Origin of the sequence: Pseudarthrobacter sp. CC12, from assembly GCF_039907755.1 — a bacterium.
GTDB classification, from domain to species: domain Bacteria; phylum Actinomycetota; class Actinomycetes; order Actinomycetales; family Micrococcaceae; genus Arthrobacter; species Arthrobacter niigatensis.
Window position 1 is genome coordinate 1 of the sequence record NZ_JARDJH010000016.1, and the last position, 24,655, is coordinate 24,655.

At 67.9% G+C, this 24,655-nt stretch carries 29 protein-coding genes and 1 riboswitch; of the genes, 15 read left to right on the plus strand and 14 right to left on the minus strand.

The window, feature by feature from the left end:
* The first annotated feature begins 268 nt into the window (after positions 1–268).
* The gene (locus PV772_RS12370) at positions 269–1,777 is read left to right on the plus strand and encodes an FAD-binding oxidoreductase (RefSeq protein ID WP_347886310.1); all 1,509 of its coding nucleotides are present in this window, start codon (positions 269–271) and stop codon (positions 1,775–1,777) included.
* Between the two features lie 30 nt (positions 1,778–1,807).
* Here the strand turns inward: PV772_RS12370 and PV772_RS12375 are convergent, their stop codons facing one another.
* From PV772_RS12375 to PV772_RS12400, 6 genes are all read right to left on the minus strand, one after another.
* Positions 1,808–3,529: an alkaline phosphatase family protein gene (locus tag PV772_RS12375; RefSeq protein ID WP_347886311.1), complete on the minus strand. Its 1,722-nt coding sequence runs from the start codon at positions 3,527–3,529 to the stop codon at positions 1,808–1,810.
* A 1-nt stretch (position 3,530) separates the two neighbouring features.
* The gene (locus PV772_RS12380; protein WP_347886312.1) at positions 3,531–4,535 is read right to left on the minus strand and encodes an alkaline phosphatase family protein; all 1,005 of its coding nucleotides are present in this window, start codon (positions 4,533–4,535) and stop codon (positions 3,531–3,533) included.
* A gap of 381 nt (positions 4,536–4,916) precedes the next feature.
* Positions 4,917–5,681, minus strand: coding sequence for an ABC transporter permease (locus PV772_RS12385; RefSeq protein ID WP_141159498.1), 765 nt, complete (start codon positions 5,679–5,681; stop codon positions 4,917–4,919).
* Positions 5,681–6,451: an ATP-binding cassette domain-containing protein gene (locus PV772_RS12390; RefSeq protein ID WP_347886313.1), complete on the minus strand. Its 771-nt coding sequence runs from the start codon at positions 6,449–6,451 to the stop codon at positions 5,681–5,683. Before PV772_RS12390 ends, PV772_RS12385 begins: the two co-directional genes overlap by 1 nt.
* Positions 6,452–6,478: 27 nt before the next feature.
* Complete coding sequence (locus PV772_RS12395) at positions 6,479–6,844, minus strand: DUF1048 domain-containing protein (RefSeq protein ID WP_347886314.1); 366 nt, start codon at positions 6,842–6,844, stop codon at positions 6,479–6,481.
* 2 nt (positions 6,845–6,846) lie between these two features.
* A complete protein-coding gene (locus PV772_RS12400) occupies positions 6,847–7,197 on the minus strand; it encodes a PadR family transcriptional regulator (protein WP_347886315.1) in 351 nt (116 codons plus the stop codon).
* Between the two features lie 193 nt (positions 7,198–7,390).
* Between PV772_RS12400 and PV772_RS12405 the strand changes: the two genes are divergently transcribed.
* The 8 genes from PV772_RS12405 to PV772_RS12440 all read left to right on the plus strand — a co-directional run bounded on the left by PV772_RS12405 (position 7,391) and on the right by PV772_RS12440 (position 15,860).
* Entirely contained in the window at positions 7,391–7,747 is a 357-nt protein-coding gene (locus tag PV772_RS12405) for an SPW repeat protein (RefSeq protein WP_141182342.1), read from the plus strand.
* Between the two features lie 137 nt (positions 7,748–7,884).
* Positions 7,885–9,225: a phosphoribosyltransferase family protein gene (locus tag PV772_RS12410; RefSeq protein WP_347886389.1), complete on the plus strand. Its 1,341-nt coding sequence runs from the start codon at positions 7,885–7,887 to the stop codon at positions 9,223–9,225.
* On the plus strand, positions 9,222–11,054 hold the full coding sequence (gene acsA, locus PV772_RS12415; protein ID WP_347886316.1) for an acetate--CoA ligase: 1,833 nt from the start codon (positions 9,222–9,224) through the stop codon (positions 11,052–11,054). Before PV772_RS12410 ends, acsA begins: the two co-directional genes overlap by 4 nt.
* Positions 11,051–12,112: a pyruvate dehydrogenase (acetyl-transferring) E1 component subunit alpha gene (gene pdhA, locus PV772_RS12420; protein WP_141159504.1), complete on the plus strand. Its 1,062-nt coding sequence runs from the start codon at positions 11,051–11,053 to the stop codon at positions 12,110–12,112. Before acsA ends, pdhA begins: the two co-directional genes overlap by 4 nt.
* Complete coding sequence (locus tag PV772_RS12425; protein ID WP_347886317.1) at positions 12,109–13,089, plus strand: alpha-ketoacid dehydrogenase subunit beta; 981 nt, start codon at positions 12,109–12,111, stop codon at positions 13,087–13,089. Before pdhA ends, PV772_RS12425 begins: the two co-directional genes overlap by 4 nt.
* A complete protein-coding gene (locus PV772_RS12430) occupies positions 13,082–14,512 on the plus strand; it encodes a dihydrolipoamide acetyltransferase family protein (RefSeq protein WP_347886318.1) in 1,431 nt (476 codons plus the stop codon). The genes PV772_RS12425 and PV772_RS12430 overlap by 8 nt, the downstream gene beginning before the upstream one ends.
* 21 nt (positions 14,513–14,533) lie before the next feature.
* The gene (locus PV772_RS12435) at positions 14,534–14,776 is read left to right on the plus strand and encodes a phosphopantetheine-binding protein (protein ID WP_347886319.1); all 243 of its coding nucleotides are present in this window, start codon (positions 14,534–14,536) and stop codon (positions 14,774–14,776) included.
* A 7-nt stretch (positions 14,777–14,783) separates the two neighbouring features.
* Entirely contained in the window at positions 14,784–15,860 is a 1,077-nt protein-coding gene (locus PV772_RS12440) for an alpha/beta hydrolase (RefSeq protein ID WP_141159507.1), read from the plus strand.
* Here PV772_RS12440 and PV772_RS12445 read toward each other — a convergent pair.
* The 8 genes from PV772_RS12445 to PV772_RS12480 all read right to left on the minus strand — a co-directional run bounded on the left by PV772_RS12445 (position 15,758) and on the right by PV772_RS12480 (position 21,462).
* Positions 15,758–17,029 (minus strand): MFS transporter, encoded by a 1,272-nt coding sequence (locus PV772_RS12445; RefSeq protein ID WP_347886320.1) that lies wholly within the window; start codon positions 17,027–17,029, stop codon positions 15,758–15,760. The two genes, PV772_RS12440 and PV772_RS12445, sit on opposite strands and share 103 nt — an antisense overlap.
* Before the next feature lie 156 nt (positions 17,030–17,185).
* Positions 17,186–18,586: an MBL fold metallo-hydrolase gene (locus tag PV772_RS12450; protein WP_347886321.1), complete on the minus strand. Its 1,401-nt coding sequence runs from the start codon at positions 18,584–18,586 to the stop codon at positions 17,186–17,188.
* A 90-nt stretch (positions 18,587–18,676) separates the two neighbouring features.
* Positions 18,677–18,976, minus strand: a complete 300-nt coding sequence (locus tag PV772_RS12455) for a rhodanese-like domain-containing protein (protein ID WP_347886322.1) — start codon at positions 18,974–18,976, stop codon at positions 18,677–18,679.
* Between the two features lie 5 nt (positions 18,977–18,981).
* A complete protein-coding gene (locus PV772_RS12460; RefSeq protein ID WP_347886323.1) occupies positions 18,982–19,344 on the minus strand; it encodes a thioredoxin domain-containing protein in 363 nt (120 codons plus the stop codon).
* Between the two features lie 34 nt (positions 19,345–19,378).
* Positions 19,379–19,675, minus strand: coding sequence for a rhodanese-like domain-containing protein (locus PV772_RS12465; protein WP_141159511.1), 297 nt, complete (start codon positions 19,673–19,675; stop codon positions 19,379–19,381).
* Positions 19,676–19,724: 49 nt separating this feature from the next.
* Positions 19,725–20,066: a rhodanese-like domain-containing protein gene (locus PV772_RS12470; protein ID WP_347886324.1), complete on the minus strand. Its 342-nt coding sequence runs from the start codon at positions 20,064–20,066 to the stop codon at positions 19,725–19,727.
* Between the two features lie 23 nt (positions 20,067–20,089).
* Positions 20,090–20,848: a sulfite exporter TauE/SafE family protein gene (locus PV772_RS12475; RefSeq protein ID WP_347886325.1), complete on the minus strand. Its 759-nt coding sequence runs from the start codon at positions 20,846–20,848 to the stop codon at positions 20,090–20,092.
* Entirely contained in the window at positions 20,845–21,462 is a 618-nt protein-coding gene (locus PV772_RS12480; RefSeq protein ID WP_141159514.1) for a rhodanese-like domain-containing protein, read from the minus strand. The genes PV772_RS12475 and PV772_RS12480 overlap by 4 nt, the downstream gene beginning before the upstream one ends.
* A gap of 125 nt (positions 21,463–21,587) precedes the next feature.
* Between PV772_RS12480 and PV772_RS12485 the strand changes: the two genes are divergently transcribed.
* The 6 genes from PV772_RS12485 to crcB all read left to right on the plus strand — a co-directional run bounded on the left by PV772_RS12485 (position 21,588) and on the right by crcB (position 24,650).
* A complete protein-coding gene (locus tag PV772_RS12485; RefSeq protein WP_043452296.1) occupies positions 21,588–21,845 on the plus strand; it encodes a metal-sensitive transcriptional regulator in 258 nt (85 codons plus the stop codon).
* A gap of 46 nt (positions 21,846–21,891) precedes the next feature.
* Entirely contained in the window at positions 21,892–22,308 is a 417-nt protein-coding gene (locus tag PV772_RS12490) for a DUF302 domain-containing protein (protein WP_347886326.1), read from the plus strand.
* A gap of 13 nt (positions 22,309–22,321) precedes the next feature.
* Positions 22,322–22,999 carry a haloacid dehalogenase type II gene (locus tag PV772_RS12495; protein ID WP_347886327.1) on the plus strand — a complete coding sequence of 226 codons (678 nt, stop codon included), beginning with the start codon at positions 22,322–22,324 and terminating at the stop codon, positions 22,997–22,999.
* 46 nt (positions 23,000–23,045) lie between these two features.
* Positions 23,046–23,132, plus strand: a riboswitch (Fluoride riboswitch).
* 71 nt (positions 23,133–23,203) lie between these two features.
* Positions 23,204–23,752: a universal stress protein gene (locus tag PV772_RS12500; protein WP_347886328.1), complete on the plus strand. Its 549-nt coding sequence runs from the start codon at positions 23,204–23,206 to the stop codon at positions 23,750–23,752.
* Complete coding sequence (locus PV772_RS12505) at positions 23,752–24,276, plus strand: CrcB family protein (RefSeq protein ID WP_347886329.1); 525 nt, start codon at positions 23,752–23,754, stop codon at positions 24,274–24,276. Before PV772_RS12500 ends, PV772_RS12505 begins: the two co-directional genes overlap by 1 nt.
* Positions 24,273–24,650 (plus strand): fluoride efflux transporter CrcB, encoded by a 378-nt coding sequence (gene crcB, locus PV772_RS12510; RefSeq protein ID WP_246839853.1) that lies wholly within the window; start codon positions 24,273–24,275, stop codon positions 24,648–24,650. Before PV772_RS12505 ends, crcB begins: the two co-directional genes overlap by 4 nt.
* Positions 24,651–24,655 lie beyond the last annotated feature (5 nt).

Sequence of the window (24,655 nt, forward strand, 5' to 3'; positions counted from 1 at the left end):
CTTCGTCACAGCTTGCCGCTGGGCCATCGTTAGCTCCATGACAACGGGCATAACCTGCACCCGCTGCCATCACCCTTAACCACGCCGCTACACGGAGGTTTTCAAATGAGGCAACGAATCCGGCAACGCGGAGGTTTTCAATGAGTCAACGCGCGCTCTTGACCCCTTCCAGGCCTGGGCGTATACCGAAAGCATCATCATGCTGGCCCCCGCTGGGCCTTGGATGGAGCCGGCTGCCCCTGGTCTCCGACGCAAAAATGGAGTTGTAATGGGTAGCGATCGTTTCGAAGTGCTCCGCGAACAGGTCCGCGGGCAGGTCATGCAGGAAGGCGACGCCGAGTACGAGGCCGCGCGCCTTGTGTACAACGGGATGATCGACCGTCGTCCCGCAGCCGTTCTTCGGGTGTCGCAGGTGGCGGATGTTCTGGCGGCCGTCCGGTTCGCCCGTGGAATGGGGATCGAGGTTGCCCTGCGCGGTGGCGGGCACAGCGCACCAGGATTCGGAACGGTCGACGGCGGCCTGGTCCTTGACTTCTCGGCCCGCCGGGGCGTGCGCGTGGACCCTGTGGCACGGCTGGCCCGGGTGGAGCCCGGAGCAACGTGGGCCGACTTCAACCACGCCACCCATGCGTTCGGGCTGGCAAGCACAGGTGGCATCATCGGCTCAACCGGCGTCGCCGGCCTCACCCTCGGCGGCGGTATCGGGTACTTGTCCCGTAAGTATGGGTTGTCCTGCGACAACCTCGTTTCTGCCGATGTTGTTCTCGCTGACGGAACCTTTGTCATTGCCAGTGAAGCGGAAAACGGCGACCTGTTCTGGGCGCTCCGCGGCGGCAGCGGCAACTTCGGTGTGGTCACGTCGATGGAATTCCGCCTGCACCCCGTGGACATGGTCCATGTGGGGATCATGTTCTTCGATGCCGCGATGGGAGCCGAGGTGGGGGCGGCCTACCGCGAGTGGATTGCTGCCGAACCAGAAGAAATGGGCGCCTTCCTGGGCTTCCACCAGGGTCCTCCGGTTCCGTTCCTTCCCGAGGAATGGCATGGGAAGCCCGTGGCGGTGATCGCGGGAATGTGGACCGGTGACCTTGACGCCGGCCCCGCTCATTGGCAGGCAATGCTCGACGCCGGGCAGGTACTGGGAAGCTTCTTTGCGCCGATGCCGTACCCGGCACTGAACATCATGTTCGACGGCCTCAGCGGCGTCCCCGGTCTGCAGGGCTATTGGAAGGCAGATTTCCTCCGCACCCTCAGCGATGACGCACTCCGCACCGCCGTCGCCTACGCACCGGGCATTCCCAGCGTCCACTCCGCCAACCACTTCTATCCGATCGACGGGGCGGTCCAGCGGGTGGCGCCCGGGGCGACCGCCTTCGCCTACCGTGACGTGGACTTTGCGCCTGTTATCGCGGCGCAGTGGCCCGATCCGTCCGAGAATGACAGGAACATCGCCTGGGTCCGGGAGTACTGGACCGCGCTCCACGAATTCTCGGAGCCCGGCGGCTACCTTAACTTCCAGGACTCGGATGACCAGGCCAGGATCGAGGACACCCTCGGGTCGAACTACGCGCGGCTTGCCGAACTCAAGGCCAGGTACGACCCCGACAACTTCTTCCACGTCAACCAGAACATCAAGCCCGCCCCTGCCGGCACCGCAGCCGCTGCGATTCCGGCAGAGCGTCCGGCCGTACTCCAGGCTGAAGCAGCGCCGAAGGAAACGAGCCAACCTGGCACTGCGCCGCGCTCGGCAAACCCTGCAGAGGGGGCTGCCACATAACCTGGCGTACGCCGGGCGGAGGGCCCGGCGTCAGTAGGTTGTCGCGTTGGGGAGGATGAGAGGGGGCAGCGGGGCCTGGTTGAAGTCGAAGGACTTGGCGAGGTCGCCCAGCTGCGGGTTGTTTTCGCGGACGTCTGGCCGGGCGTCGGGCCGTCCATCCGTGGCCGGATCAATCCGCTCGCCGCCCAGGAAGTCGTCCTCGATGAATTTGAAGTAAGCGTCGTGGCTGAGGACCTGGTGGTCGATGTAACCCTTCTTTGCATAGGGGCTGATGATCAGGCCCGGGACCCGCAGCCCATAGCCGTTGCTGTCCACCACGGGCGGATTTTCGTGGTCGTAGAAGCCGCCCCAGTCGTCCCAGCTGAGGAAGATGGCGGTGCTGTCCCAGTCTGGACCGCTCATCACCGCGTTGATGAGCCCGGCCACGTACGCTTGCCCTGTACTGATCTTGGCAGGAGCGTGTTCACTGACCTTGTCCGTGGGCGCCACCCAGGTGACGGACGGCAGCGTTCCGTGCCTGGCGGCATCGTAGAAGCCGCTCAGCGGCTTGATGTTGCCCTGCTCGCCGTCCTCCTTGACGGTGTCGAAGTACAGCAACGGATTCCATAGCCCAGGGGTCTTGGCGTCCTGCTTAACGGGGTCGCAGGTGGCAGCGTCGTTTCGGCAGTCCGGCTCGGTGCCGTTGAACACGTAGTACGCCCAAGAGACCTGGTGCTTGTGCAGCAGGAACGTCAGGTCCGTCCACGCGTAGTCCGGCAGTTCCAACTTCTTGGCGGCCTCCGTCAGCTTCTTCTTCAGGTCATCTGCCACGGGAGCGGAATCTACCGCGGCCTGGCACGTGGCGTACGAATCGGTGGGCTTGCAGCTGGTGCCGATGAGCTGGTCAATCTGGGCGGCGAGGTCAGGGTTAATGCCGGCCGCTTCCAGGGCCTCCCTGCAGGGGTCCAGATCCATCCCCGCCTGGCATTTTCCGATCAGCGTGTCCTTGATGATCTGCGGTTCAGGCTCTGCGTCAGGGTTCTGCAGGGCATTGACGCAGGAGGACGGGTCTCCCGTAACGCTGCACTTGGCTGACCACTCCGAAACCAGGTAGAGGTGAGCCGGCAGGCTCCACGAGGCAGCGGACGCGAACAAGTGGTCCAGGAGGGTGAAGTTCTGCGCATAGGCCCAGTAGTTCGGCAGGTCCCGGCCGTCGTGGTAGCCCATCACATCTGTGGGAAGGGCAGTGCTGTACTGGCAGTCCGTGCTGGCAGCAGTGCAACCGGACAAGCCCTTCTCTGCCTGCGCCACGAAACCGTCCATCGCCCCGCCGTTGATGTCTTCGGTGGCATCAGCGTGGCTGTGGGGGCCGCCGGCGTTGCTGTCGGCGGAATTGTAGAAGGGGGAAATGCAGCCTCCGTTGGCGGGGTCTGGAAGGCACACGGCGGGTTTGCCGTCCTTCATCGGGATCCCGTCAGCCCCCGGGTAGGTACCGAAGTAGCTGTCGAAGGACCGGTTTTCCTGGGTGATGATCACGACATGCTTGATCTTGCCGATCCCGGCGGCGTCCGCGGACGCTGTCGCAAGGGTTGCCGTGGGAGCCGGGGCGGGGTCGTTGGTGGCCTGGGGGGCTGGGGCAGGTGCAATCGCGGAAGGTTGGCTGGCGCGCACCGCCAGGGTGATGACGCCCGCGATGATCACCAACGCCACCGCGGCGCCTGCCAGGGCTGTCCGGCGTCGGCGCCGTCGCGGTCCAGTCCTGAAAAACGCCACCTCACGACTCCTTTCGGAAGGCATCCTCGCCAAACGTTTTCACTCCGGGGTCACCGGCCAGCCCGAGCCGCGGGAGGTGGAAAAAGTCCTCGATGGTGGCCAGCAGGCTGTAGTGGTTGTAAGGCTGGTCCGAGGAGGCGCCTGGCGTGCTGAACGGCGAGAGGACCAATGCTCCCACCCTTCCGCCCTCGGTGCCACCGGCAGGGGTACCAGGGGCAGATTCGGAGGGCCCTGTCGAGTCGCCTTCGGCCTCGTCGAAGGTGATCACCAGCATGCCGTCCTGCCTGTACGCCGGTGACGACAGGATGGCGGGGACCTGCTCCTTGAGCCAGGTGTCCGCGGCGCCCAGCCCGCCGTCCGATCCGTCGGCGCAGGTGCCGTCGTGTCCGTCGTGGCAAAGATTGGGTGTGATGTAGGCGAGATTTGGGGTGGTGCCCACGGATTTCAGGTCGTCCATGAGCGCGGAGAAGTTGACCACGTTGCTGGCGCAGTCCGGCGATGAGGTGATGGAGCGGAAATACACGAAGGGGTTGTGGTGCGTGGAGTAGCCTTCGGCCGGGGTGGCCTTGATGTGGTTGTCGGCTTCGGCCGGGGTGGCCTTGATGTGGTTGTCGGCTTCGCCTAAGACCGGATGGTCGCAGGGCGAAGGCATGTCTTCCATGTAGCCTTTCCAGGATTTGCCTTGGGTGCTCAGCTGGCCTGCAAGCGTCTGGACGTCCGCCGGGTAGACACAACCGTCGCCCTGAAGCGTGCCGTCTGCGTTGGTGCCCGTGGTATTGAACGCCGTATATACATGGCAGTCGTGCTCTGTGCTGTCATTAGGCCGCTGGCCGGAAATCTGGGCCAGGTAATTGGCCAGTGAGTTGTGGGCGATCCCGTAGTAGTTTTTTAGCAGCACGCCCTCCCTGCGGAGCGTGCCGGACAAATAGGGCGCCGGTGAGTTACTGCCCCAGGTATTGCTGTAGCCCTTGTTCTCCAGGTTGATGATGAAGATGTGTTGGGGCACACCTGCGGGTTTGGCAGCCTCTGCCGGCTTTGTGCTCCCCGTGTCAGCTGCCGGGCTCTGCGGGGGAGTTGAGCTTTCGGACGGTGCAGGGGACGGAGGGGCAGAGGCCGAGGCCGAGGGCGTGGGGGACGGAGCAGGGACCGTCGACTGGCATGCCACGAGCGCGGACAGCAGCAGGGCCAGCACCGGCAGCAGTGCAGCCGGCCGCCTGGTGCCGGGTAATCGGGCTGTTCTTCGGTTCACGCGCGGCCCCTGATGTGTGGTCTCGAAACTACGCCCCAGCGTTGCCGACACTCTTGCACACCGGAACTGCGTTTCCTACGTGCGATGCCTGTGAATTGGCAGTGAATATTGTTCAATTTGCAGTGACGAAGGTAGGACTCAGCCGGTCTTTCGGCGGTAGACCAACGCCGCGGCCGCGCTGGCTGCGAAGAGTATCCCGGCAAGCCAGGCCAGGGCGGTCCAGATGCCGCTTCCCACCGCTTCCTGGGCAAACAGGGCACGGATGGTGTCCACGATGGAGGTCACCGGCTGGTTCTCCGCGAACCAGGCCACCGGGCCCGGCATCGACCCGGTGGGAACGAACGCCGAACTGATGAACGGCAGGAAGATCAACGGGTAGCTGAAGCCGCTGGCGCCGTCCACCGTCTTTGCGAGCAGCCCCGCAATCACGGCGATCCAGGTCAGGGCCAGGGTGAACAGCGCAAGGATTCCGACGACGGCCAGCCAGGCGGCCACGGACGCTCCAGTCCGGAAACCCATCAGCAGGGCGACGCCCACCACGATCGACAGTGCGCCGAAGTTGGCGGCAAGCGACGTGAGTACGTGCGCCCACAACACGCTGGACCGGGCCACCGGCATTGACCTGAACCGCTCAAAGATGCCGCCCTGGAGGTCCAGGAACAGCCGGTACGCGGTGTAGGCCACGCCGGACGAAATGGTGATGAGCAGGATGCCGGGCAGCAGGTAATTGACGTAAGGCCCGCCGGTGCCGGTGTTGATGGCGCCGCCAAAGACGTAGACGAACAGCAGCATCATGGCCACCGGTGTGACAGCCGTGGTGATGATGGTGTCAGGGCTGCGAAGGATATGGCGGAGCGAGCGCCCGGTCAGGATGCGGGTGTCGCTGAGGGCATGGGAATGCATCACAATTCATCTCCTACAAGTGCCAGGAAGACGTCTTCCAGCGAGGGCTGCTTCTCGACATATTCCACCGTGGCGGCCGGCAGGAGCCGCTTGAGCTCAGTCAGGGTCCCGTTCTGGATGATGGTGCCATGGTGCAGGATGGCGATCCGGTCGGCGAGGTGTTCGGCCTCGTCGAGGTACTGGGTGGTGAGCAACACCGTGGTGCCTTGGCCGGCGAGTTGCCGGATGGTGTCCCAGACCTCGAGCCGTGCCTGCGGGTCCAGGCCGGTAGTGGGTTCATCGAGGAAGATGACTGGAGGGTTTCCGATCAGGCTCATGGCGATGTCCAGCCGGCGCCGCATGCCTCCTGAGTAGGTGGAGGCCCTCCTGCCGGCGGCCTCAGCCAGCGAGAACCTGCTGAGGAGCCGGTCCGCGATGGCCCCGGCATCCGGCAGGTGCCGGAGCGTGGCCACCAGGACCAGGTTCTCCCGGCCTGTCAGGACTTCGTCCACCGCGGCGAACTGGCCCGTGAGGCTGATGGAGCCGCGCACCTCCGCCGGCTCTGCGCCGACGTCGTACCCGCCTACGGACGCGGTGCCTGCATCCGCCCTCAACAGCGTTGAGAGGATCCGGATCAGGGTGGTTTTGCCGGCACCGTTGGAGCCGAGGAGCGCAAAGATGCTGCCCCGCGCGACGTCAAAGTCCACGCCCCGCAGCACGTGCACGTCCTTGAACGACTTCTCGATGCCCTGCACCCGGACGGCGGGTTGCAGGGCCTGGTCAGTGGCCATGGCTGGTCCTTTCGACGTTTGGCGGGATCAGGCGTCGCCTGCGGCGGCCTGGTTGATGGAGTCCGTCAGGCGCTGCCGCTCCTTCTGGATCCACTGGCCGCCGGAATAGTTGCGGATGAAAGTTTCGGCGAATTCCACGGGGTCGTCCCCCACGACGTCGCGGACGGGGGTGCTGTTGGCGGCGGCCTGTTCGATCAGGTCAGCAAGGTCCTCCAGCATCTGCATGAGGACATCGCCCTTGACGATTGCGCCTGCATACATTAAGTAGCGTTCGAGGGCGTCGATGGCAGTGCGGTAGCTGCCGGGCAGGTGCTCCTTGCGCGCTTTGTATTGGCGCCAGCGCTTCTTGTCCTCGAGCGGGCCGGTGACTTTTTCGAGCCATCCCTGGGCCATGGTCATTCTCCTTGTTCCGTTGGTTGGTTGTTGTTGTGGTGGAGGTGTTCGATCCGTTCGGCAAGGAAGCTCCAGGTGCTCCAGAATTCGTCCAGGTAGGTGCTGCCTGCCCCATTGAGGGTGTACACCTTGCGGGGCGGCCCCTTTTCGGAGGGGACCTTTTCCACGTCCACCAGGCCGCGCTGCTCGATCCGGACCAGCAGCGCGTACACCGTGCCCTCGGCGATGTCGGAAAAGCCCTGTTCCCGCAGCCGCGCCGTGATGTCATACCCGTACGCGGGCTGCAGGGCGAGGAGGGCAAGGACCACGCCTTCCAGCGTGCCCTTGAGCATCTCGGTCATCTGTTTGCCCATGAGGTGTTCCTTAGTACCTAGTAACGCTGACTACTAGTAAATAGTAACACTGAGTACCGGGAGTGCAAGGGCCGGGTAGGTCTTTCTGCCCTACAAGCCGGACAGCGGCAGGCGTTGACTTAAACCACGGGATGCTGGGGACCGCGGGCCGGAAACGCACAACGCGTCCCGCCCCGAACAGAAAGGAAAGTCAGTGAAAAAGTGGTATCGGTGGCAGGACTATGTAGCGGTCGCCGCCGGACTCTTCACCGCGGTGGCGGTCCTGTTCACGCGGCAGCAAAACATGTCCACCACCTTGATGCTCGCCTTCGGCGGCCTACTGGTGGTCAGCGGAATCATCAACCTGGCAATGCCGGGAACTCCGGCCATGGAATACGTGCAGGCCGTCCTCGCAGCAGGACTGGTCCTCTCGCCATGGCTCGGGACATACACGGGCGCAACGGGTGCGGCCTGGACGTCATGGATCGCAGGGGCAGTGGCACTGGTGGTAACAGCGGTGGCCATTAAGCCCAGCACCGACCTCCGCCACACCTACCGCGTCTCGCATTAGCAGGAGGAGTCCGCCATGGCTGAGGTGCTGCGCTGCGGAGTGGGATCCGTGGCCGTTCCCGCAGCACCGGAGGCCATGGCGGACTCCGCCCGCGGGCAACTTTGGACAGACGAAACCACACACGACGGGTGACGGCGATGGTGTCATTCCATGACAGGTCCGACGCCGGGCGGCGGCTGGGAAAACGGCTCGCCGGCCTGCGGGGACCGGATGTGGTGGTGCTGGGCCTGCCCAGGGGCGGCGTCCCTGTTGCCTTTGAGGTAGCCAAAGCCCTGGAGGCGCCGCTGGACGTGATTGTGGTGCGGAAACTGGGGGTTCCCTTCCAGCCGGAGGTGGCCATGGGCGCCATCGGGGAGGGCAACGTCCGCGTCCTGGACCCACGCACCATCTCCATGGCCCGCGTCTCCCAGGAGGACCTGCAGCAGGTGGAGCGCCGTGAGCGCGCCCTGCTGGAAAGCCGGGTGGCGCGGTTCCGCCAGGGACGACGGCGCCTCGACCTCGCCGGCCGTACGGCGGTGATCGTCGACGACGGAATCGCCACCGGGTCAACCGCCAGGGCGGCCTGCCAGGTGGCACGGCAACTCGGTGCCGCAAAAGTCATCCTCGCCGTTCCGGTTGCCCCCGCCCGCGCCATCGTGGAGCTCAAGGAACCGGACGACGTCGTCTGCCTGGTCTCGCCCCAGGACTTCCAGGCCGTGGGGTACTACTACCGTGACTTTTCGCCCACCGAGGACGGCGAGGTGGTTCAGCTCCTGGACGCCGCTGCTGCTCCGGAGCATCCCAATGGCGCATATGGGGGAGATGGCAGCCTGGAGGACGACGTCGAAATCCCCGACGGAATGGTCGTGCTGCGCGGCAGCCTCTACCTGCCGGCCCGCTGCGAAGGCACGGTCCTGTTCGCGCACGGCAGCGGCAGCAGCAGGCACAGCCCGCGCAACCGCTTCGCCGCCTCCGTGCTGCACGCCGCCGGCCTGGGGACACTGCTCCTGGACCTGCTGACCCCCGAGGAGGAGGTCAACCGGGCCAACGTGTTCGACATCAGCCTGCTGGCACGCCGTCTTTCCGCCGCCACGCATTGGCTGGAGGCGCGGCATGACGGATCCGCCGGCCGGATCGGCTATTTCGGGGCCAGCACCGGCGCGGGTGCTGCCCTGTGGGCTGCCGCCGAGCCCGGCGCCCAGGTTGCCGCCGTGGTGTCCCGCGGCGGCCGGCCGGACCTGGCAGGTCCGCGGCTTGCGGCGGTCAAAGCCCCCACCCTGTTGATCGTCGGCGGCGCCGACACCCAGGTGCTGGCCCTCAACCGGCAGGCCATGGCGGGCATGCAGGCCCCCACCCGGCTGGAGATCGTCCCCGGCGCCTCGCACCTCTTCGAGGAACCCGGCACCCTCGCCATGGCAGCCACACTGGCGGCGGACTGGTTCCGGCAGTACCTCCTGCCCTCGCCGGTGGGCCGGTCCGTGCCGGAGGCCAGGGAATGAACGTTTCCGCCGGCAGACCGGTCATCGCCGCCATCGCCAAGGATGTGGCCGCCCTCAGGGTCCAGCCCAACATGCCGGATTACGACGCCGCCCGGCGGGACTTCAGCTGGGAACAGGCGCGCCAGGCGCTGGCCGGGCTGCCCGGCGGCCGCGGCGTCAACATCGCCTACGAGGCCGTGGACCGGCACGTGGCGGAGGGCCGCGGCGCCAAGGAGGCGCTGCGGTTCGTGATGGCCGACGGCGGCACCCGGTCCCTGAGCTACGGGGACCTTGCGGACGGATCCGCCAGGTTCGCCGCAGTCCTCAGGGACCTGGACGTGGGGCGCGGTGAGCGGGTTTTTTCGCTGCTGGGACGCAGCCCGGGCCTGTACACCGCGGTACTGGGCACGTTCAAGAACGGCAGCGTCTTCTGCCCGCTCTTTTCCGCCTTCGGTCCCGAACCGGTCCGGCAGCGGCTGCACCTGGGGGCCGGGCGCGTGCTGGTGACCACCAAGGCGCTGTACCGCAAAAAGGTGGTACCGGTGCGGGACACCCTGCCGGAGCTCCGGCACGTGCTGCTGGTGGACGCCGGCGGCAGTCCCGAACCCGGGACCCTGGACCTGGCAGCACTCCTGGCCCTGGCTGACCCCAGCGGAGAGATCGCAGCCACGCAGCCGGAGGACATGGCCCTGCTGCACTTCACCAGCGGCACCACAGGCACACCGAAGGGTGCCATCCACGTCCATGACGCGGTGGCAGCCCACTACGCCACCGGCCGCTTCGCGCTGGACCTGCACCCGGAGGACATCTATTGGTGCACCGCCGATCCGGGCTGGGTGACCGGGATGTCCTACGGCATCATCGCGCCCCTGGTGCACGGGGTCACCGCCATCGTGGACCAGGAGGAACTGGACGCAGACCGCTGGTACAGGATCCTCGCGGAGCAGCGCGTGACGGTCTGGTACACGGCCCCCACCGCCCTGCGGATGCTCATGAAAGCCGGTGCGGAGCGTGCGTCCGGCCATGACCTGTCCGCGCTGCGCTTCATCGCCAGCGTGGGGGAGCCGCTGAACCCGGAGGCGGTGGTGTGGGGGCGGGACGTACTCGGCCTGCCGGTGCACGATAACTGGTGGCAGACCGAAACCGGTGGAATCATGATCGCCAACTACGCCGCCATGGACATCCGCCCCGGCTCAATGGGCCGCCCGCTGCCCGGCATCGAGGCCGTCCTGGTGGCCCGCGACGCCGACGGCAAGGCCATCGTCAAGGACGGCGAGGCGGTCCTGGTCACCGAGCCGGACGCCATGGGCGAGCTGGCGCTCCGCCCCGGCTGGCCCTCGATGTTCCGCGGCTACCTCAACGAGGACGCACGCTACCGGCGCTGCTTCGCCGGCGGCTGGTACCTCACGGGCGACCTGGCAAAGCGCGACGGCGACGGCTACTTCTGGTTCGTGGGCCGCGGTGACGACGTCATCAAGTCCTCCGGCCACCTGATCGGCCCGTTCGAGGTGGAAAGCTGCCTGATGGAGCACCCGGCCGTGGCAGAAGCCGGCGTGATCGGCGTACCGGACCCGGTGGCCGGCGAGGTGGTCAAGGCCTTTGTGGAACTCAAAACCGGCAACCGGCCCACCGAGGAGCTCCAGCTGGAGATCATCGGGTTCGCACGGAAACGCCTGGGCGCCGCCGTGGCACCCAGGTTGCTGGACTTCACCACTTCCCTGCCCAAGACGCGCAGCGGCAAGATCCTCCGCCGGCTCCTGAAATCCCGCGAACTCGGCTTGCCGGAAGGCGATACGTCAACGCTCGAATCGCCGGCGGGCCCCGCCGTCCTGCAGAAGGGCCAGTCATGACCAGCCTCAAAAAACAGGGCGTCGCGGACGCGGAGCATGCACTGCACCTGCTGCGGCAGATGCTGCGGGTACGCCGGCTCGAGGAGAAATGCATTGAGCTGTACAGTGCCGCCAAGATCCGCGGCTTCCTGCACGTCTACATCGGCGAGGAGGCCGTGGCCGCAGGAGTGATGGAAACCCTGGCGCCTGGGGACGCAGTGGTGGCCACCTACCGCGAACACGGGCACGCCCTCCTCCGCGGTGTCTCGGCCGGTGCCATCCTCGCCGAAATGTACGGCCACGCCGAAGGATGCTGCCGGGGCCGCGGCGGGTCCATGCACCTCTTCGATGCCGCCACCCGCTTCTATGGCGGAAACGCGATCGTGGCAGGCGGGCTGCCCCTCGCCGTCGGCCTGGCCCTTGCGGACCGGATGGCCGGCCGCCAGCGGGTGACCGTCTGCTTCTTCGGCGAGGGGGCCGTGGCTGAAGGAGAGTTCCACGAAAGCATGAACCTGGCCGCCCTGTGGCAGCTGCCGGTGCTGTTCTGCTGCGAAAACAACCTTTACGCCATGGGAACCGCGCTGGGCCGCTCCGAATCCCAGACCGACATCGCGCTCAAGGCAGCCGGGTACGAGATCCCCGCCTGGGCAGTGGACGGCATGGACGTGCTGGCCGTTGAGGAAGCCGCCCGGCGTGCGGTGGAGGCGGTGAGGTCCGGCGGGGGCCCGCACTTCCTCGAGCTGCGCACCTACCGGTTCCGCGCCCACTCGATGTTCGATCCGGAGCTGTACCGGGAGAAATCCGAGGTGGCCCAGTGGATGGAACGGGACCCCATCAGCCTGCTGCAGGGTGCCATGCAGGCGGCGGGACAGCTGGCGGAGAAGGATTGGACCGACTTGCAGGCGGACGTGGCCGCAGAGATCAGTACCGCCGTCGGATTCGCCGAGAACGGGACGCTGGAGCCGGTCTCCGAGCTCGGCCGGTTTGTCTACAGCGACCGGCCGGATGACGGCAGTGCGGGCAGCGGCGGGGGTCCGGGCCATGGGGAGACGACTGGGAAAGGCGGGGCTGCACGATGAAAACCACGTACCGGGAAGCCATGCGCGCGGCCCTCCGCGACGCCATGCAGCGCGATGACCGGGTGTTCCTCATGGGCGAGGACGTGGGCCGGTACGGCGGCAGCTTCGCCGTGAGCCTGGGCCTCCTGGAGGAATTCGGGCCGGAGCGGATCCGCGACACGCCGCTGTCCGAGTCCGGGTTCGTCGGCGCGGGCATCGGCTCCGCGCTTGGCGGGATGCGTCCCGTCGTCGAAATCATGACCGTCAACTTCAGCCTGCTGGCGCTGGACCAGATCATCAACAACGCCGCCACGCTGCTGCACATGTCCGGCGGCCAGTTCAACGTGCCCATCGTGATCCGGATGACCACGGGCGCCGGCCGCCAGCTCGGTGCCCAGCACTCCCACAGCCTGGAGGGCTGGTACGCCCATATTCCCGGCTTGCGGATCCTCGCCCCGGCCACCCTGGCGGACGCCCGCGGCATGCTGTGGACCGCGTTGCAGGACCCGGACCCGGTGCTGATCTTCGAGCACGGCTCGCTGTACAACGTTGCGGGGGAGCTCGACGACGACGCCGGCGCCGTGGACATCGACAAGGCAGCAGTCCTCCGGCATGGGGACGGCCTGACCCTCGTCACCTACGGCGGCACGCTGCCCATGGTGCTGGAGGCCGCGGACCGGCTTGCCGGGGAGGACATCGACGCGGACGTCATCGACCTCCGCACCCTCCGCCCGCTCGACGCCCACACCATCGTGGACAGCGTGGCCAGGACGCACCGGGCCGTGGTGGTGGATGAAGGCTGGCGCAGCGGCAGCATCTCCGCGGAGATCGCGGCCCGGATCTGTGAGCAGGCCTTCTTCGACCTCGACGCGCCCGTGGAACGGGTCTGCAGCCTGGAGGTGCCGGTCCCGTACGCCAAGCACCTGGAGCAGGCAGCGCTGCCGTCCGTGGAGCGGGTCATGGCCGCCGCGCGAAGGGCCGTGGGGGCCAATGGCTGAGTTCCGGATGCCATCCCTGGGCGCGGACATGGAGCACGGCAAGGTGGTGGAGTGGCTGGTCAAACCCGGGGACTACGTCCACAAGGGCGATATCGTGGCGGCCGTGGACACGGACAAAACAGTCATGGATATCGAATCGTTCGAGGAAGGCGTGGTGGCCGAGTTCCTGGTGGACCTCGGCGACACCGTGGACGTGGGCACCCCCATTGCCCGGATCACGGCCACCCCCGCCGAACTCCCCACCGCCCCAACCCCGCCCGTCCCATCCCCAAAGGCAGCCCCGCCCGTGCGCCACCTGGCGCACACGCTGGGGGTCGACGTCGGACGCATCAGCGGCAGCGGCACGGACGGCGAGGTGACCAGGGCCGACGTCGAACGCGCCGCCGCGGCAGCACCCGGCAGCAGCGCCGGTCCAGCCCCCGCCGTGGCCCCGGAAGCGCCGGCGGAGCCAGCGGAGGACACGGCCCACCGGGTGCGGTCCTCTCCGCTGGCCCGGCGGCTGGCGCTGGAACTCGGGGTCGACCTTGCGGGCATCCCAGGAACGGGCCCCGGGGGTGCCGTGACCGAGGAGGACGTGTTGGCCGCCGTCCCGCCCAGGGAACGGGCACCCCAGGGCACCCGCGCGGACAAGCCGGCGGCAGCACCGCCGTCGGACGTTCCAGCGACGGAACCGGCCACGCCGGAACTGCAGGCGCCGGCGCCACCCGCGCCTCAGCCGCAGCCGCCGTCCCACCCCGGCAGGAAGGACACCGGCGGCAAGGCCGAAAGCCTGCGCCAGGCGATCGGCGCCCTGATGTCCCGCTCCAAAAAGGAAATCCCGCACTACTACCTCTCCACCACCCTGGACCTGGCGGCGGCCATGGCGTGGATGCAGGCGGCAAACCAGCAGCGCCCGGTTTCGTCCCGGCTGGTGCCGTCGGCCCTGCTGCTGAAAGCCACCGCGCTCGCGGCCAGGGAGGTGCCGGACATGAACGGGTTCTTCACCAGGGGCGCCTTCCAGGCCAGCAGCAGCGTGCATCTGGGCGTGGTAGTCGCCTTGCGGCACGGCGGGCTGGTGGCCCCGGCCCTGCACGACGCCGACACATTGACGCTCGATCAGCTCATGGACCAGCTGCGCGACCTGGTGGGCCGGGCCAGGGCCGGCCGGCTGCAGCGCGCGGAGATGGCCGACCCCACCATCACCGTGACCAACCTGGGGGACCTCGGCGTCGAGAGCGTGTACGGCGTGATCTATCCGCCGCAGGTGGCCATGGTGGGGTTCGGCAAGGTGCTGGAGCAGCCGTGGGCGCACAACGGGATGCTGGGCATCCGGCACGCGGCCATTGCCACGTTGTCAGCGGACCACCGGGTGAGCGACGGCCTGCGCGGCGGGCGGTTTCTGGCCCGCATTGACGAGCTGCTGCAGAAGCCCGGGGACCTGTGAACCCGTAATCGAGGAGGAACCGTGAACGAACAGGACGCACGCCATACGGTGGAGGCCGCGATCGGCAAGGTCGCCCCCGACGTCGAGCCCGGAGACCTGGACAGCGGTGCACGCCTGCGCCAGGACCTGGAGCTGGACTCACTGGATTTCCTCCGCCTGGTGGAAGTCATTGCGGAATCCACGGGCGTGGATATCCCGGAGGCGGACTACCCGGACGTGGCCACGGTGGGCGGCCTGGTCCAGTACTTGGCCGGGCACGGATAGAGCTGCCATGAAGCCCCGGAGGCCGCGGCGCTGGCTTCGCCGCCTGGGCATCCCGGCACTGGTGGTCCTGGTGCTGCTGATGGCTTCTGCGTTGGCCAATGTGGCCCTCGAATCGCGGGAGAAGGCCACCATCCCTTCTTACGGGGAGCGAATAGCGGTGGCCGGGGGGTGGTTGAACGTGGTCCGGAACGGGAGCGGGGCCGGCCGCCAGGGTCCGCCCATCGTCCTGCTCAGCGGCCTGGGAACTGCCGCCCCGGGCCTCGACTTTGCCCCGCTGATGCGCGAACTGCACGACTTCGACGTCTTGGTGGTGGAAGGCTTCGGTTACGGCTACAGCGACCTGGAGGCCAAGGCCCGGACCAACGAGAACATCAGCAACGAACTCCACGAGGCCCTGTCAAAGCTCCAGCTCCGCCAGCCTTACGTCCTTGCCGGCCACTCCATCGCCGGGTTTTACCTGCTGGACTACGCCAACCGGTACCGCCCGGAGGTGGCCGCGGTGGTGGGCATTGACGCCACCATCCCCAAGCCCGGAGACCACCCGGTGGCGGAACCGGAGCCCGGCATCAACTGGGTGAAGCTCCTGGCCGCCACGGGGCTGGTCCGCGTGGCTGCCGCGGTGGCTCCGGGGATCTTCGATCCGGACAGCCATGCCTATTCGGATGAAGAGCTGCAACGGATGCGCACCATGATGCTGTGGAACCTCGGCAATCCGGCGGTGGCGGATGAAACCGGGCGAATCGGCAACAACGCGGCGGCGCTTCGGGGTGCCACCTACCCGGAGGACCTGCCCGTGCTGGCCTTCATCGCCGATGAAGGGGACGGCAGGGCGGCCGCGAAAACGGCTGCAGCGGAGGAACTCCTCAAGAACGTCACACTGCACCAGGTGCTGCCCCTGCCGGGCGGCCATTACCTGCACTGGACGCAGGCCGGGCGGATGGCGGAAGAGATCCGGCGGTTCCTGGCCCCGGCCGACCTGTACTACCCCATGACGTGGTCGTTCCCGCGCATCCGGACGGCCACCACGACGCCGGAGGCGGCGGTGAGCACCGCGACGGCGGCGATGGCTGCGGGGATGCCGTAAAGATCTGCCAGGACGCCTGACAGGAGGGCACCCACGGCGAAGCCACCGTCGCGCCACAACCGGTAGACGCCCACGGAGCGGGCCCGCCAGGCCGGGTGGGCGACGTCCCCAATGGCGGCAAGCAGCGTGGGGTAGACCAGGGCGGTGCCCAGGCCCAGGACGACGGCGGCGGCGAGCCAAGGCCCGAAGCTGTGGGCGGACGCGGTGATGCCCAGGGCCACGGCCTGGACCAGCATGCCGGCCGTGATGAACCATTTGCGGCCCCAACGGTCCGACGCGGCGCCGGTGGCCAGTTGCGCGGCACCCCAGGCGGCAGGGTAGGCGGCGGCGAGGATGCCGATCTGGCCAAGGTCCAGCCCGGCACCGGCGAACAGGACGGGGAAGAGGCCCCAGGCCAGGCCGTCGTTGAGGTTGTTGACCAGGCCCGCCTGGCTTGCTGCCGAGAGGGAGCGGTCTTTGAAACTGGTAAGGGTGAACACTTGGCCGGTGGTGAGGCCGGCATGGGCGCTGCCGGAGGCGGCAGTGTGCTGGACGGCCTCGGTCTTGGCGTGGTGGTGGGTTTCCCTGACGGCCAGGACGGTCAGTCCCAGGCCGAGGGCGATATAGGCCGCACCGAGCAGGAACGGGGCGGGGCGGAGGCCATAGGCGGTGGCCAGGTAGCCGGTGGCCAGCGCAGTGGCGGCGACCCCCAGGTAGCCGGCGGCCTCGTTGAACCCCATGGCCAATCCGCGTTGCCGGGGGCCCACCAGGTCCATCTTCATGATCACCGCGGTGGACCAGGTCAGTCCCTGGCTGATGCCCAGCAGGACGTTGGCCGCCACGATCCAGGCCCAGGACGGGCCGACGATCAGCATGAGCGGCACCGGAACCGCCGCCAGCCAGCCGGCGACAAGGACCGGCTTGCGGCCGTACCGGTCCGAGAGGGTGCCGGCGAAGTAGTTCATGGCGGCCTTGGACAGGCCAAAGGCCAGGATGTACGTCAGTGCACCTGTGTAGAGGTCCAGGTGGAACTCCTGGGTGGCCAGCAGGGGCAGGACGGTGCGTTCCTGGCCCAGGGTGCCGCCCACCAGTGCGTTTACAGCCACGAGCAGCATGAACTGGGCCAGGTTCTGCCGCAGGCCAAGTACAGGCCCGGCCGAACCGGTTGCGGGAAGTGTCCTGCCTTGCATTAGCTGTTCCATTCCATACGGGTCATCGGTGGGGACATGAAAGTGGCCCGGGCGTGTGGGGGCACGCCCGGGCCGGACCCGGATACGCGGGGGACGCACCGGACCGGAGCCCGGGCAGGAGGGGGGTCCTGCCCGGGCGGTCCGTGGGTGTCCTGGTCAGACGGCGGGGACGCTGTTCTGCCAGGCGTTCCAGGCGGCGTAGCTGCCGTCGAGTTCGACGACGTCGTACCCGGCGCGGCGCAGGGCGCTGGCGGCTACGGAGTTCCGGACGCCGGACTGGCAGTAGGAGACGATGGTGCCGCCGGCCGGCAGCTCGTCGAGGTGCCACATGAGGCGGCCGCCGCTGAGCTGGTAGGAACCCGGGACGTGCCCGGCCTTGTGCTCGGTCTTGTTGCGGACGTCCAGGACCATGGCGGCGTCGAAACCTTCGAGTTCCTCCGGCTGGATCAGCTTGGGGGTGAAGGTGGGCAGGCCCTCGATGCTGGTGAGGTAGCCGGCCACGTTGTCGATGCCCACGCGGACCAGGTGGTCCCACATGTCCTGGGCCTGGTCCTGGCCGTTGGCCAGGAGCACCAGCGGGTTCTTGTCGGTCTCCGGGTTGACCACCCACGCGCCGTAGCTGGCCACGGACTTGCCGGCCGGTACGTTCAGGGACCGGACCACGGTGCCCTGGTGGACTTCGCCGTTGGAGCGGGTGTCGATGAAGGTCAGGGTGTCCTCTGCCAGGCCTGCGGCAACCATCTCCGTGGACAGCTCGGGCAGGGGAGTGCGCTCGCCCATGACGGCCGGGCCTTCCCGGTTTTCGCGCTTCATGCGGGCGAAGTAGGCGTGTGCATCGGGCTGGCCGTCGAGGAGCTCGTTGATGAAGCCCTGCTCGTCGTTTGCCGCCAGGTAGGGGCCCCACCAGGCGTAGAGGCGCTCGTAGCCCACCGTCGAGGAAGGGATGGCGCCCAGGGCCTTGCCGCAGGCGCTGCCGGCGCCGTGGGCGGGGTGGACCTGGACGTAGTCCGGGAGGGTGAGGAACTTGTCGCGGAGGCTGGCGAAGAGCTGCTTGGCGCCTTCGAAGCGGGTGTCCACGCCGCCGGCTGCCTCGTCCAGCAGGTCCGGCCGGCCCAGGTCGCCGGAGAACACGAAGTCGCCGGAGAGCAGGTAGCCGGGCTTGTCGCTGAACGCGCCGTCGGTCACCAGGAAGGACAGGTGCTCCGGGGTGTGCCCGGGGGTGTGGACCGCCTTGATGCTGATGTTGCCCAGGGTGATGGTGTCGCCGTCGTAAAGCCGTTCGCCGTCGAACTCGTACTGCCAGTCGGGGCCGCCCTCGCCGGAAACGTAGATCTTGGCTCCGGTGGCCGCGGCCAGTTCGCGGGTGCCGGAGAGGTAGTCGGCGTGGATGTGGGTCTCGGTGACGGCCACGATCTTCATGCCGTTCTTCGCAGCCAGGTCCTGGTACACGGCGATGTCGCGGCGGCCGTCCACCACGATCGCTTCGCCCTTGGCCTGGCAGCCGATCAGGTAGCTGGCCTGGGCGAGGTCTTCGTCGTAAATGCGCTCGATAAGCATCTGGTGCTCTCCTTCAGGTGAAAGGGGATTGGGAGTTGTTCTGAATCCAGTATAGATACCCCCGGGGGTATCACGCAAGTGCACTGCGGCCTATGCGGAGGTCCTGCGGAAGAGCCTTGGCAGCAGGCGTTTGAGGCTTGGTGCTGCGTGCTTTTGTGCGGGTGGGGGAGGGTCTGCGGGGGTGTGGTTGTAGATGACGGGGTGGCCTGCCCGGTACCACTCGGTGATCCCGCCGGCCACGTTGACCGCGGTGTGTCCGCGGTCCGTGGGGAGGCGTGCAGCCTGGCTGCTGCGTTTCCCGGAGCCGCACATCAGGTGGAGCGTGGCCTGGGGCCACACCAGTGCAAGCTGGTCCGCCGTGACGGTGCGGAACGCCCAAGGGGCCGTCATGGTTCTCAGGCGTGCTGGTGGCCGGCCTCGGCGCGGAGCTTGTCCATGTCCAGGTTCTTCACGGCCTGGGTGACTTCCTCCAGGCCGGTGGCGTTGAGCGCTCCGGGCTGGGAGAAGACCAGCGTCTTGTCCTTGAAGGCCATCAGGGTGGGGATTGAGGTGATGTTCGCTGCCGCGGCGAGCGCCTGTTCGGCCTCGGTGTCCACCTTGGCGAACGTGATGTCCGGGTGCCGTTCGGCGGCGGCGCCGTACGTGGGGGCGAACATGCGGCAGGGGCCGCACCAGGCTGCCCAGAAGTCAACGAAGACGATGTCCTTGTCCTCCAGGGTCTGGGCGAAGGATTGCTCGGTGATGTCGATGGTTGCCATGATCTGTCGTGTCCTTTCGGGCGGAGTTTGCTGGTTAGGTGGTGGGGAGTCCGGCGCGGGTCCAGGCGGTCATGCCGCCGGCCATGGTGTCGGCTTTGTATCCGGCGCCGTTGAGGGCATCGGCGACGGCGGCACTTCGGTTGCCGCTGCGGCAGACGGCGATCACGGGGACGGCCGGGTCGAGCTCGCCCAGGCGGGCCTGCAGCTGGCCCATGGGGATGTGGAGGGCGCCGGGGATCATGCCCTCGGCGACCTCGAAGTCCTCGCGGACGTCCAGGATCCGGGCGGTGGAGCGGCGCTGATCGGTTTCGTTGATGGTGATTTCAGCCATGGTGGTTCTCCTTCGAAGTGGTGTGTGGCTGGAGCTGGTGGGGGTGTTGCTAGCGGACGGGTTCGCCGGCCTGGCGCCAGGCGGCCATGCCGCCGCGCACCGAGTAGGCGTCGTATCCCTTTTCGGCGAGGAGCCGGGCCGCGGAGGCGGAGCGGACGCCGGAGGCGCAGACGGCAATCACGGGCCGGGCCTTCTGGATCCCGGCAGTGCTGGCATGCAGCCGGTCCAGGGGGACGTGCTTGGCCTGCGGCGCACGGCCGGTCCGCCATTCCTGGGCGGACCTGACGTCGATAAGCGTGGCCCCGGCACCGAGGAGTTCCTTGGCCTGCGCTACGGAAATCGTCTTGTAGGGCTTGCTGAAGGCCTTCTTGAGGGAATCGATGAGTCCCATGATGTTTCTCCTCCATGGATGGGTCAGGCGGTGACCGTGCCGGCGGTGACCCACGCCGCGACGGCGAAGATGAGGACCGCGAACGAGATGCGGATGTGCTTGTCATGCAGGTGGCGGGCAAACCGGGCCGCAACCACCGATCCCACGACCGCGGGGATGGCGAACGCCAGGGTGGTGGCCCAGTCGATGGTGTAGCCGGCGGCGTGTGCGCCAAAGCCTGCGGCCGAGTTGACCACGATGATGGCCAGGGACGTTCCCACGGCCTGCTTCATGCGCAGTCCCAGGAAGATGGTCAGTGCGGGGGTGATGAGGAAGCCGCCGCCCACGCCGAGGAGTCCGGTGAGGAACCCGACCAGCAGGCCCACTCCCACGGCTTTGGGGGCGCAGGACCGGAAGGCCCGGTTCGGCCCGGTGCTGCAGGACCCCTCGCTTTCGCGGGGCTTGCTGAGCATCCGGATGCCCGCGGCCACCATGATCCCGGCGAAGGCCAGCATCAGGATGTTCGGGTCCAGCAGCTTGCCCACGGCCGCACCGGCCCAGGCTGCCGGGATGCCGGCACCCCCCACCAGTGCGATCACGGGCCAGTTCAGGCCTTCCCGCAACCGGTGGAGCAGGGCTGCCAGCGAGGAGATTCCCACCACCAGCAGGGAGGTGGGAATGGCCTGGGCGGGGCTCATGCCCACGCCGTACACCAGGGCCGGAACGGCAATGATGGACCCGCCGCCGCCAACTACGCCCAGTACGACGCCGACGACGAGCCCCAGACCCAGGGCCGCGATCATGCCGCTGCGCCCTCGTCAGCCGGCTGCGCGGGGAACTGCAGGATGGCGCTTTCGCGGGTGGGCTCCTTGGCCGCCTTGTTCCAGGGCATTGCCGAGAGGGCCTTGCCCATGGCACAGGTGTTGGTCGCGGCCGAGAACGTCAGCCCGGTGCCGATGGCACCGGCCAGCATGCGGACCTTCGGGGAGACGAACTTTCCGCCCGCCAGGCCCAGCATCACCAGGGAGCCGGCGGCCAGGCGGACCTGGCGCTCCAGGTCCCAGCGGTCCTTGCCCTTGACCACATCGCCGCCCGCGGCCGCGAATCCGGGAACCCCGCCGGTGAGGACGTAGGCCGTGTCAAGGCCAACAGTGGCCATGCGCTGGCGGGCCTGTTCGGCGCGGACGCCGGACTGGCAGACCAGGACTACGCGGCTGCCCAGCCGGGCGGCGAGTTCGTCGGTGTGCTCGGAGAGCAGCGGAAGCGGCACGTTGTAGGAGCCGCGGATGTGCATCGATTCGAATTCAGCGGCGGAGCGCACGTCGATCACCACGAGGTCCTGGTGCTCCTTGATCCAGGACTGCAGGGCCTCAGGGGCGAGTGCGGTAACGGCTGTTGCTTTGGAAGGGGACGTCATGGATGGCCTCTCGGAAGGGGTCGGGTGGATACCCCACCGAGTATTGCAGATACCCCCGGGGGTAGTCAAAACACCCATGGGGGTATATAGTTGGACGCAAGCCGACCACCTATGGAGACCCCTTTATGGAACTGAACCCAACAGAACTCACGCCCGTGATCAACCGCCTTAAGCGGGCACAGGGCCAGCTTGCCGCCGTCACCCGGATGCTCGAGGAAGGCCGCGACTGCAAGGACGTCGTCACCCAACTGGCGGCCGTCTCCAAAGCCCTCGACCGTGCCGGCTTCGCCATCATCGCCACGGGTCTTGAGCAGTGCATCGTCCAGAAGGACGAAACCATGGACCGGAAGGACCTGGAGAAGCTCTTCCTCTCCCTCGCCTGAACAGCCCCGCACCACAACTGACCGCCCGGCAATTCCAAGGAGCATCATGACCTACACCCTGGCCACCACTGTTTCCCTTCCCTGGGCGGAGGCGCTGGAGCGCACCCGCGAAGCCCTCGCTGCCCAGGGGTTCGGGATCCTGACCGAAATTAATATCCGTTCCACCTTCGAAGCCAAGCTTGGCTCCGAGGCCGCGGACGCCGTCGGCGATTACGTCATCCTTGGCGCCTGCAATCCTTCCCTTGCCAGCCGCGCCCTGGCCGCCGAGCCGCAGATGGGCGCCCTGCTGCCCTGCAACGTGGTGGTGCGCCGGAACAACTCGGCGGATGTAACCACGGTGGAGGCCATCGATCCCCAAGCCATGGTGCAGCTCAGCAGCGCGCCTGCCGTCAAGGACGTGGCGGACGACGCCGGCACGCGCCTTCGGAAGGCCCTGGCCAGCCTGGGCCAGGCGGACGGGTAGCGAAGGGGAGACCATGCCGGAACCGCTTGTCATCGTCTTTGACGTCAACGAGACACTCTCGGACATGGGCCCGCTCGCGGACGCCTTTGAGCAGGCCGGTGCGCGGCGGGAACTGGCCAGGCTCTGGTTCGCAACGCTGCTGCGGGACGGTTTCGCCCTCGCCGCCAGCGGCGACAACCGGGCCTTCGCCGCCATTGGCGCCGACGCCCTCCGCGCCCTGCTGGAAGCCGAACGGGTTTCCGGGGACCTGGACGCCGCCGTCGAACGCGTCATGGCCGCAATGCAGGACCTCTCCCTCCACCCGGATATCCCCGACGGTGTACGCGCCCTGGCCGCGGCCGGGCACCGGCTGGTAACCCTGACCAACGGCGCGGCCGCCAACACGGACAAGCTGCTCGTGGCCGCGGATATCCGGGACAGCTTCGAGCTGCTGCTCTCCGTGGCCGACGCAGCCGCGTGGAAGCCCGCCAAGGCCGCTTACCACTATGCGGCAGCTTCCGCCGGAGCGGACCCTTCCGGGATGCTGCTGGTCGCCGTCCACCCCTGGGACATCCACGGGGCAGCCCGGGCCGGACTGCGGACCGCCTGGATCAACCGGACGGGCTCCCGGTACCCCTCCTACTTCCACGAGCCGGACATCGTCGTCGCGGCCCTGACCGAACTGCCGGACGCCCTCGCCGCTGCCCTGTAAGACCCGGCCGCCGGTGGTGGCGGGCGGTGCGGAAAAACCTGTAGTCTCTGTTCACGGTGATGGATCCCGCCGGAAGGCCCGCGCAGGTGCGCGGTCTTCGAACCGCCGCCTGGCTGATGGTTCCTGCCTTTGCTGATCCGAAGGTAGGTGGCCCGTGCCCGCAGCCGGCCCAGTCTTCCTGCCCCGGCCCGACCAGGAGAGCCCATGACTGAGCCCGAGAAACCCAAAGACCCCGCCGGTGCCGTGCCCTACGTCCCCCGGAAAATCAGCGGTCCGGTGCTCATGGGCGTGGTGCCCGGCCAGCCGCTCGCAGTCGCCCACCGTGCCGCCGAACTGGCGTTCAGCCTGGGCGTGAAACTTGTCTGTGCCTATGTGGACGTCACCACGTACCTGGCGGAAGAGCCCGACGGCAGGGTGGAGGCCCGCCCCATCGACCCCGACGGGATCGATGACGACATCGAAGGGATCAGCGCCTCCATCGCCGGGGACCTCCAAGAAGCTTTGGGCGCCAGCGGGATCGACTGGTCCTTCCTGACCCTGGCGGGGGACCCGGCCCGGGCACTCGGACGGCTGGCCGAATCCACTGATGCCTCCGTCATCGTGGTGGGCACCCGGGAACGCGGGCTCGGCGCGCGCTTCGAGGAACTGCTGGTGGGATCCGTTGCCGTGCACCTGACCCACCGCCAGCACCGGCCCGTCCTGGTGGTCCCGCTGGCCCCGCATTCCAGGCGCCAGCCGAAGGCGGGACGCTGATGGAGCAGCCCGTCCCCAGGACCGAAACGCAGGACGCAGCCGACCTGGGAACCCTGGGCGGGGCGCGCGTCCACCGGCCGGTCCACCTGCACCCCGGGTTTGTCCTGGTGGTCATCATCGGCGGAATCCTCGGCGCGCTGGCCCGCTACGGGGTAAGCGGCGTCCTGCCCGCACCCGGCGGCTGGCCGCTTCCCACCCTGGCCATCAACCTGGCCGGTGCGTTCCTGCTCGGCGCCTTGCTGGAGGCACTGGTCCGCCGGGGGCCCGACGCCGGCCGGCTGAGGCTGGTCCGGCTGCTGGTGGGCACCGGGTTCATGGGCGCCTTCACCACCTACAGCACCCTGGCCGTGGAAGCCACCACCCTGGTCAATACCGGCCGCAGTGCCGACGCCGTCCTCTACGTCGGCGCCTCCGTGGTGGCCGGCGCGGTGGCAACCGTCGCGGGCATCCGCCTCGCAGCAGCCCAGCACGCCCGCACCACCCACCGGCCGGGGCCGGCCGCCGCGAAGGAAGGACGCCGGTGAGCCCCCTGACCATCATCCTGCTGGGACTCGCGGGCGGCCTCGGAGCCGCCACCCGCTTCGTGGTGGACGGGCTGGTGCGCACCAAAATCAGGACCGCACTGCCGGTTGGCACAATCGCCATCAACGTCACGGGATCGTTCCTGCTGGGGCTCCTCGCCGGCGCCGTGATCGTGCACGCGGCCCCGCCCGAGCTGCAGGCCATCGCCGGCACGGGGTTCCTGGGCGGCTACACCACCTTCAGCACGGCCAGCTTCGAAACAGTCCGCCTGGTCCAGTCCCGCCGCACCGGCCTGGCACTCCTCAACGCCGTGGGCACCGCGGTGGCCGCGGTGGGCGCCGCGGCCGGCGGCTTCGCCCTCGCGGGCCTGCTCTGACGGCA

What these genes read in the sequence shown, in the direction of transcription:
- PV772_RS12475 (WP_347886325.1), bottom strand. Translation starts at nt 20,848, where the DNA reads ATGATCGCGGCCCTGGGTCTGGGGCTCGTCGTCGGCGTCGTACTGGGC.
- PV772_RS12445 (WP_347886320.1), bottom strand. Translation starts at nt 17,029, where the DNA reads ATGCAAGGCAGGACACTTCCCGCAACCGGTTCGGCCGGGCCTGTACTT.
- PV772_RS12450 (WP_347886321.1), bottom strand. Translation starts at nt 18,586, where the DNA reads ATGCTTATCGAGCGCATTTACGACGAAGACCTCGCCCAGGCCAGCTAC.
- PV772_RS12485 (WP_043452296.1), top strand. Translation starts at nt 21,588, where the DNA reads ATGGAACTGAACCCAACAGAACTCACGCCCGTGATCAACCGCCTTAAG.
- PV772_RS12455 (WP_347886322.1), bottom strand. Translation starts at nt 18,976, where the DNA reads ATGACGGCCCCTTGGGCGTTCCGCACCGTCACGGCGGACCAGCTTGCA.
- PV772_RS12495 (WP_347886327.1), top strand. Translation starts at nt 22,322, where the DNA reads ATGCCGGAACCGCTTGTCATCGTCTTTGACGTCAACGAGACACTCTCG.
- PV772_RS12460 (WP_347886323.1), bottom strand. Translation starts at nt 19,344, where the DNA reads ATGGCAACCATCGACATCACCGAGCAATCCTTCGCCCAGACCCTGGAG.
- PV772_RS12500 (WP_347886328.1), top strand. Translation starts at nt 23,204, where the DNA reads ATGACTGAGCCCGAGAAACCCAAAGACCCCGCCGGTGCCGTGCCCTAC.
- PV772_RS12490 (WP_347886326.1), top strand. Translation starts at nt 21,892, where the DNA reads ATGACCTACACCCTGGCCACCACTGTTTCCCTTCCCTGGGCGGAGGCG.
- PV772_RS12480 (WP_141159514.1), bottom strand. Translation starts at nt 21,462, where the DNA reads ATGACGTCCCCTTCCAAAGCAACAGCCGTTACCGCACTCGCCCCTGAG.
- PV772_RS12395 (WP_347886314.1), bottom strand. Translation starts at nt 6,844, where the DNA reads ATGGCCCAGGGATGGCTCGAAAAAGTCACCGGCCCGCTCGAGGACAAG.
- PV772_RS12470 (WP_347886324.1), bottom strand. Translation starts at nt 20,066, where the DNA reads ATGGGACTCATCGATTCCCTCAAGAAGGCCTTCAGCAAGCCCTACAAG.
- PV772_RS12410 (WP_347886389.1), top strand. Translation starts at nt 7,885, where the DNA reads ATGGTGTCATTCCATGACAGGTCCGACGCCGGGCGGCGGCTGGGAAAA.
- acsA (WP_347886316.1), top strand. Translation starts at nt 9,222, where the DNA reads ATGAACGTTTCCGCCGGCAGACCGGTCATCGCCGCCATCGCCAAGGAT.
- PV772_RS12385 (WP_141159498.1), bottom strand. Translation starts at nt 5,681, where the DNA reads ATGCATTCCCATGCCCTCAGCGACACCCGCATCCTGACCGGGCGCTCG.
- PV772_RS12390 (WP_347886313.1), bottom strand. Translation starts at nt 6,451, where the DNA reads ATGGCCACTGACCAGGCCCTGCAACCCGCCGTCCGGGTGCAGGGCATC.
- PV772_RS12465 (WP_141159511.1), bottom strand. Translation starts at nt 19,675, where the DNA reads ATGGCTGAAATCACCATCAACGAAACCGATCAGCGCCGCTCCACCGCC.
- PV772_RS12505 (WP_347886329.1), top strand. Translation starts at nt 23,752, where the DNA reads ATGGAGCAGCCCGTCCCCAGGACCGAAACGCAGGACGCAGCCGACCTG.
- PV772_RS12425 (WP_347886317.1), top strand. Translation starts at nt 12,109, where the DNA reads ATGAAAACCACGTACCGGGAAGCCATGCGCGCGGCCCTCCGCGACGCC.
- pdhA (WP_141159504.1), top strand. Translation starts at nt 11,051, where the DNA reads ATGACCAGCCTCAAAAAACAGGGCGTCGCGGACGCGGAGCATGCACTG.
- PV772_RS12400 (WP_347886315.1), bottom strand. Translation starts at nt 7,197, where the DNA reads ATGGGCAAACAGATGACCGAGATGCTCAAGGGCACGCTGGAAGGCGTG.
- PV772_RS12430 (WP_347886318.1), top strand. Translation starts at nt 13,082, where the DNA reads ATGGCTGAGTTCCGGATGCCATCCCTGGGCGCGGACATGGAGCACGGC.
- PV772_RS12370 (WP_347886310.1), top strand. Translation starts at nt 269, where the DNA reads ATGGGTAGCGATCGTTTCGAAGTGCTCCGCGAACAGGTCCGCGGGCAG.
- PV772_RS12440 (WP_141159507.1), top strand. Translation starts at nt 14,784, where the DNA reads ATGAAGCCCCGGAGGCCGCGGCGCTGGCTTCGCCGCCTGGGCATCCCG.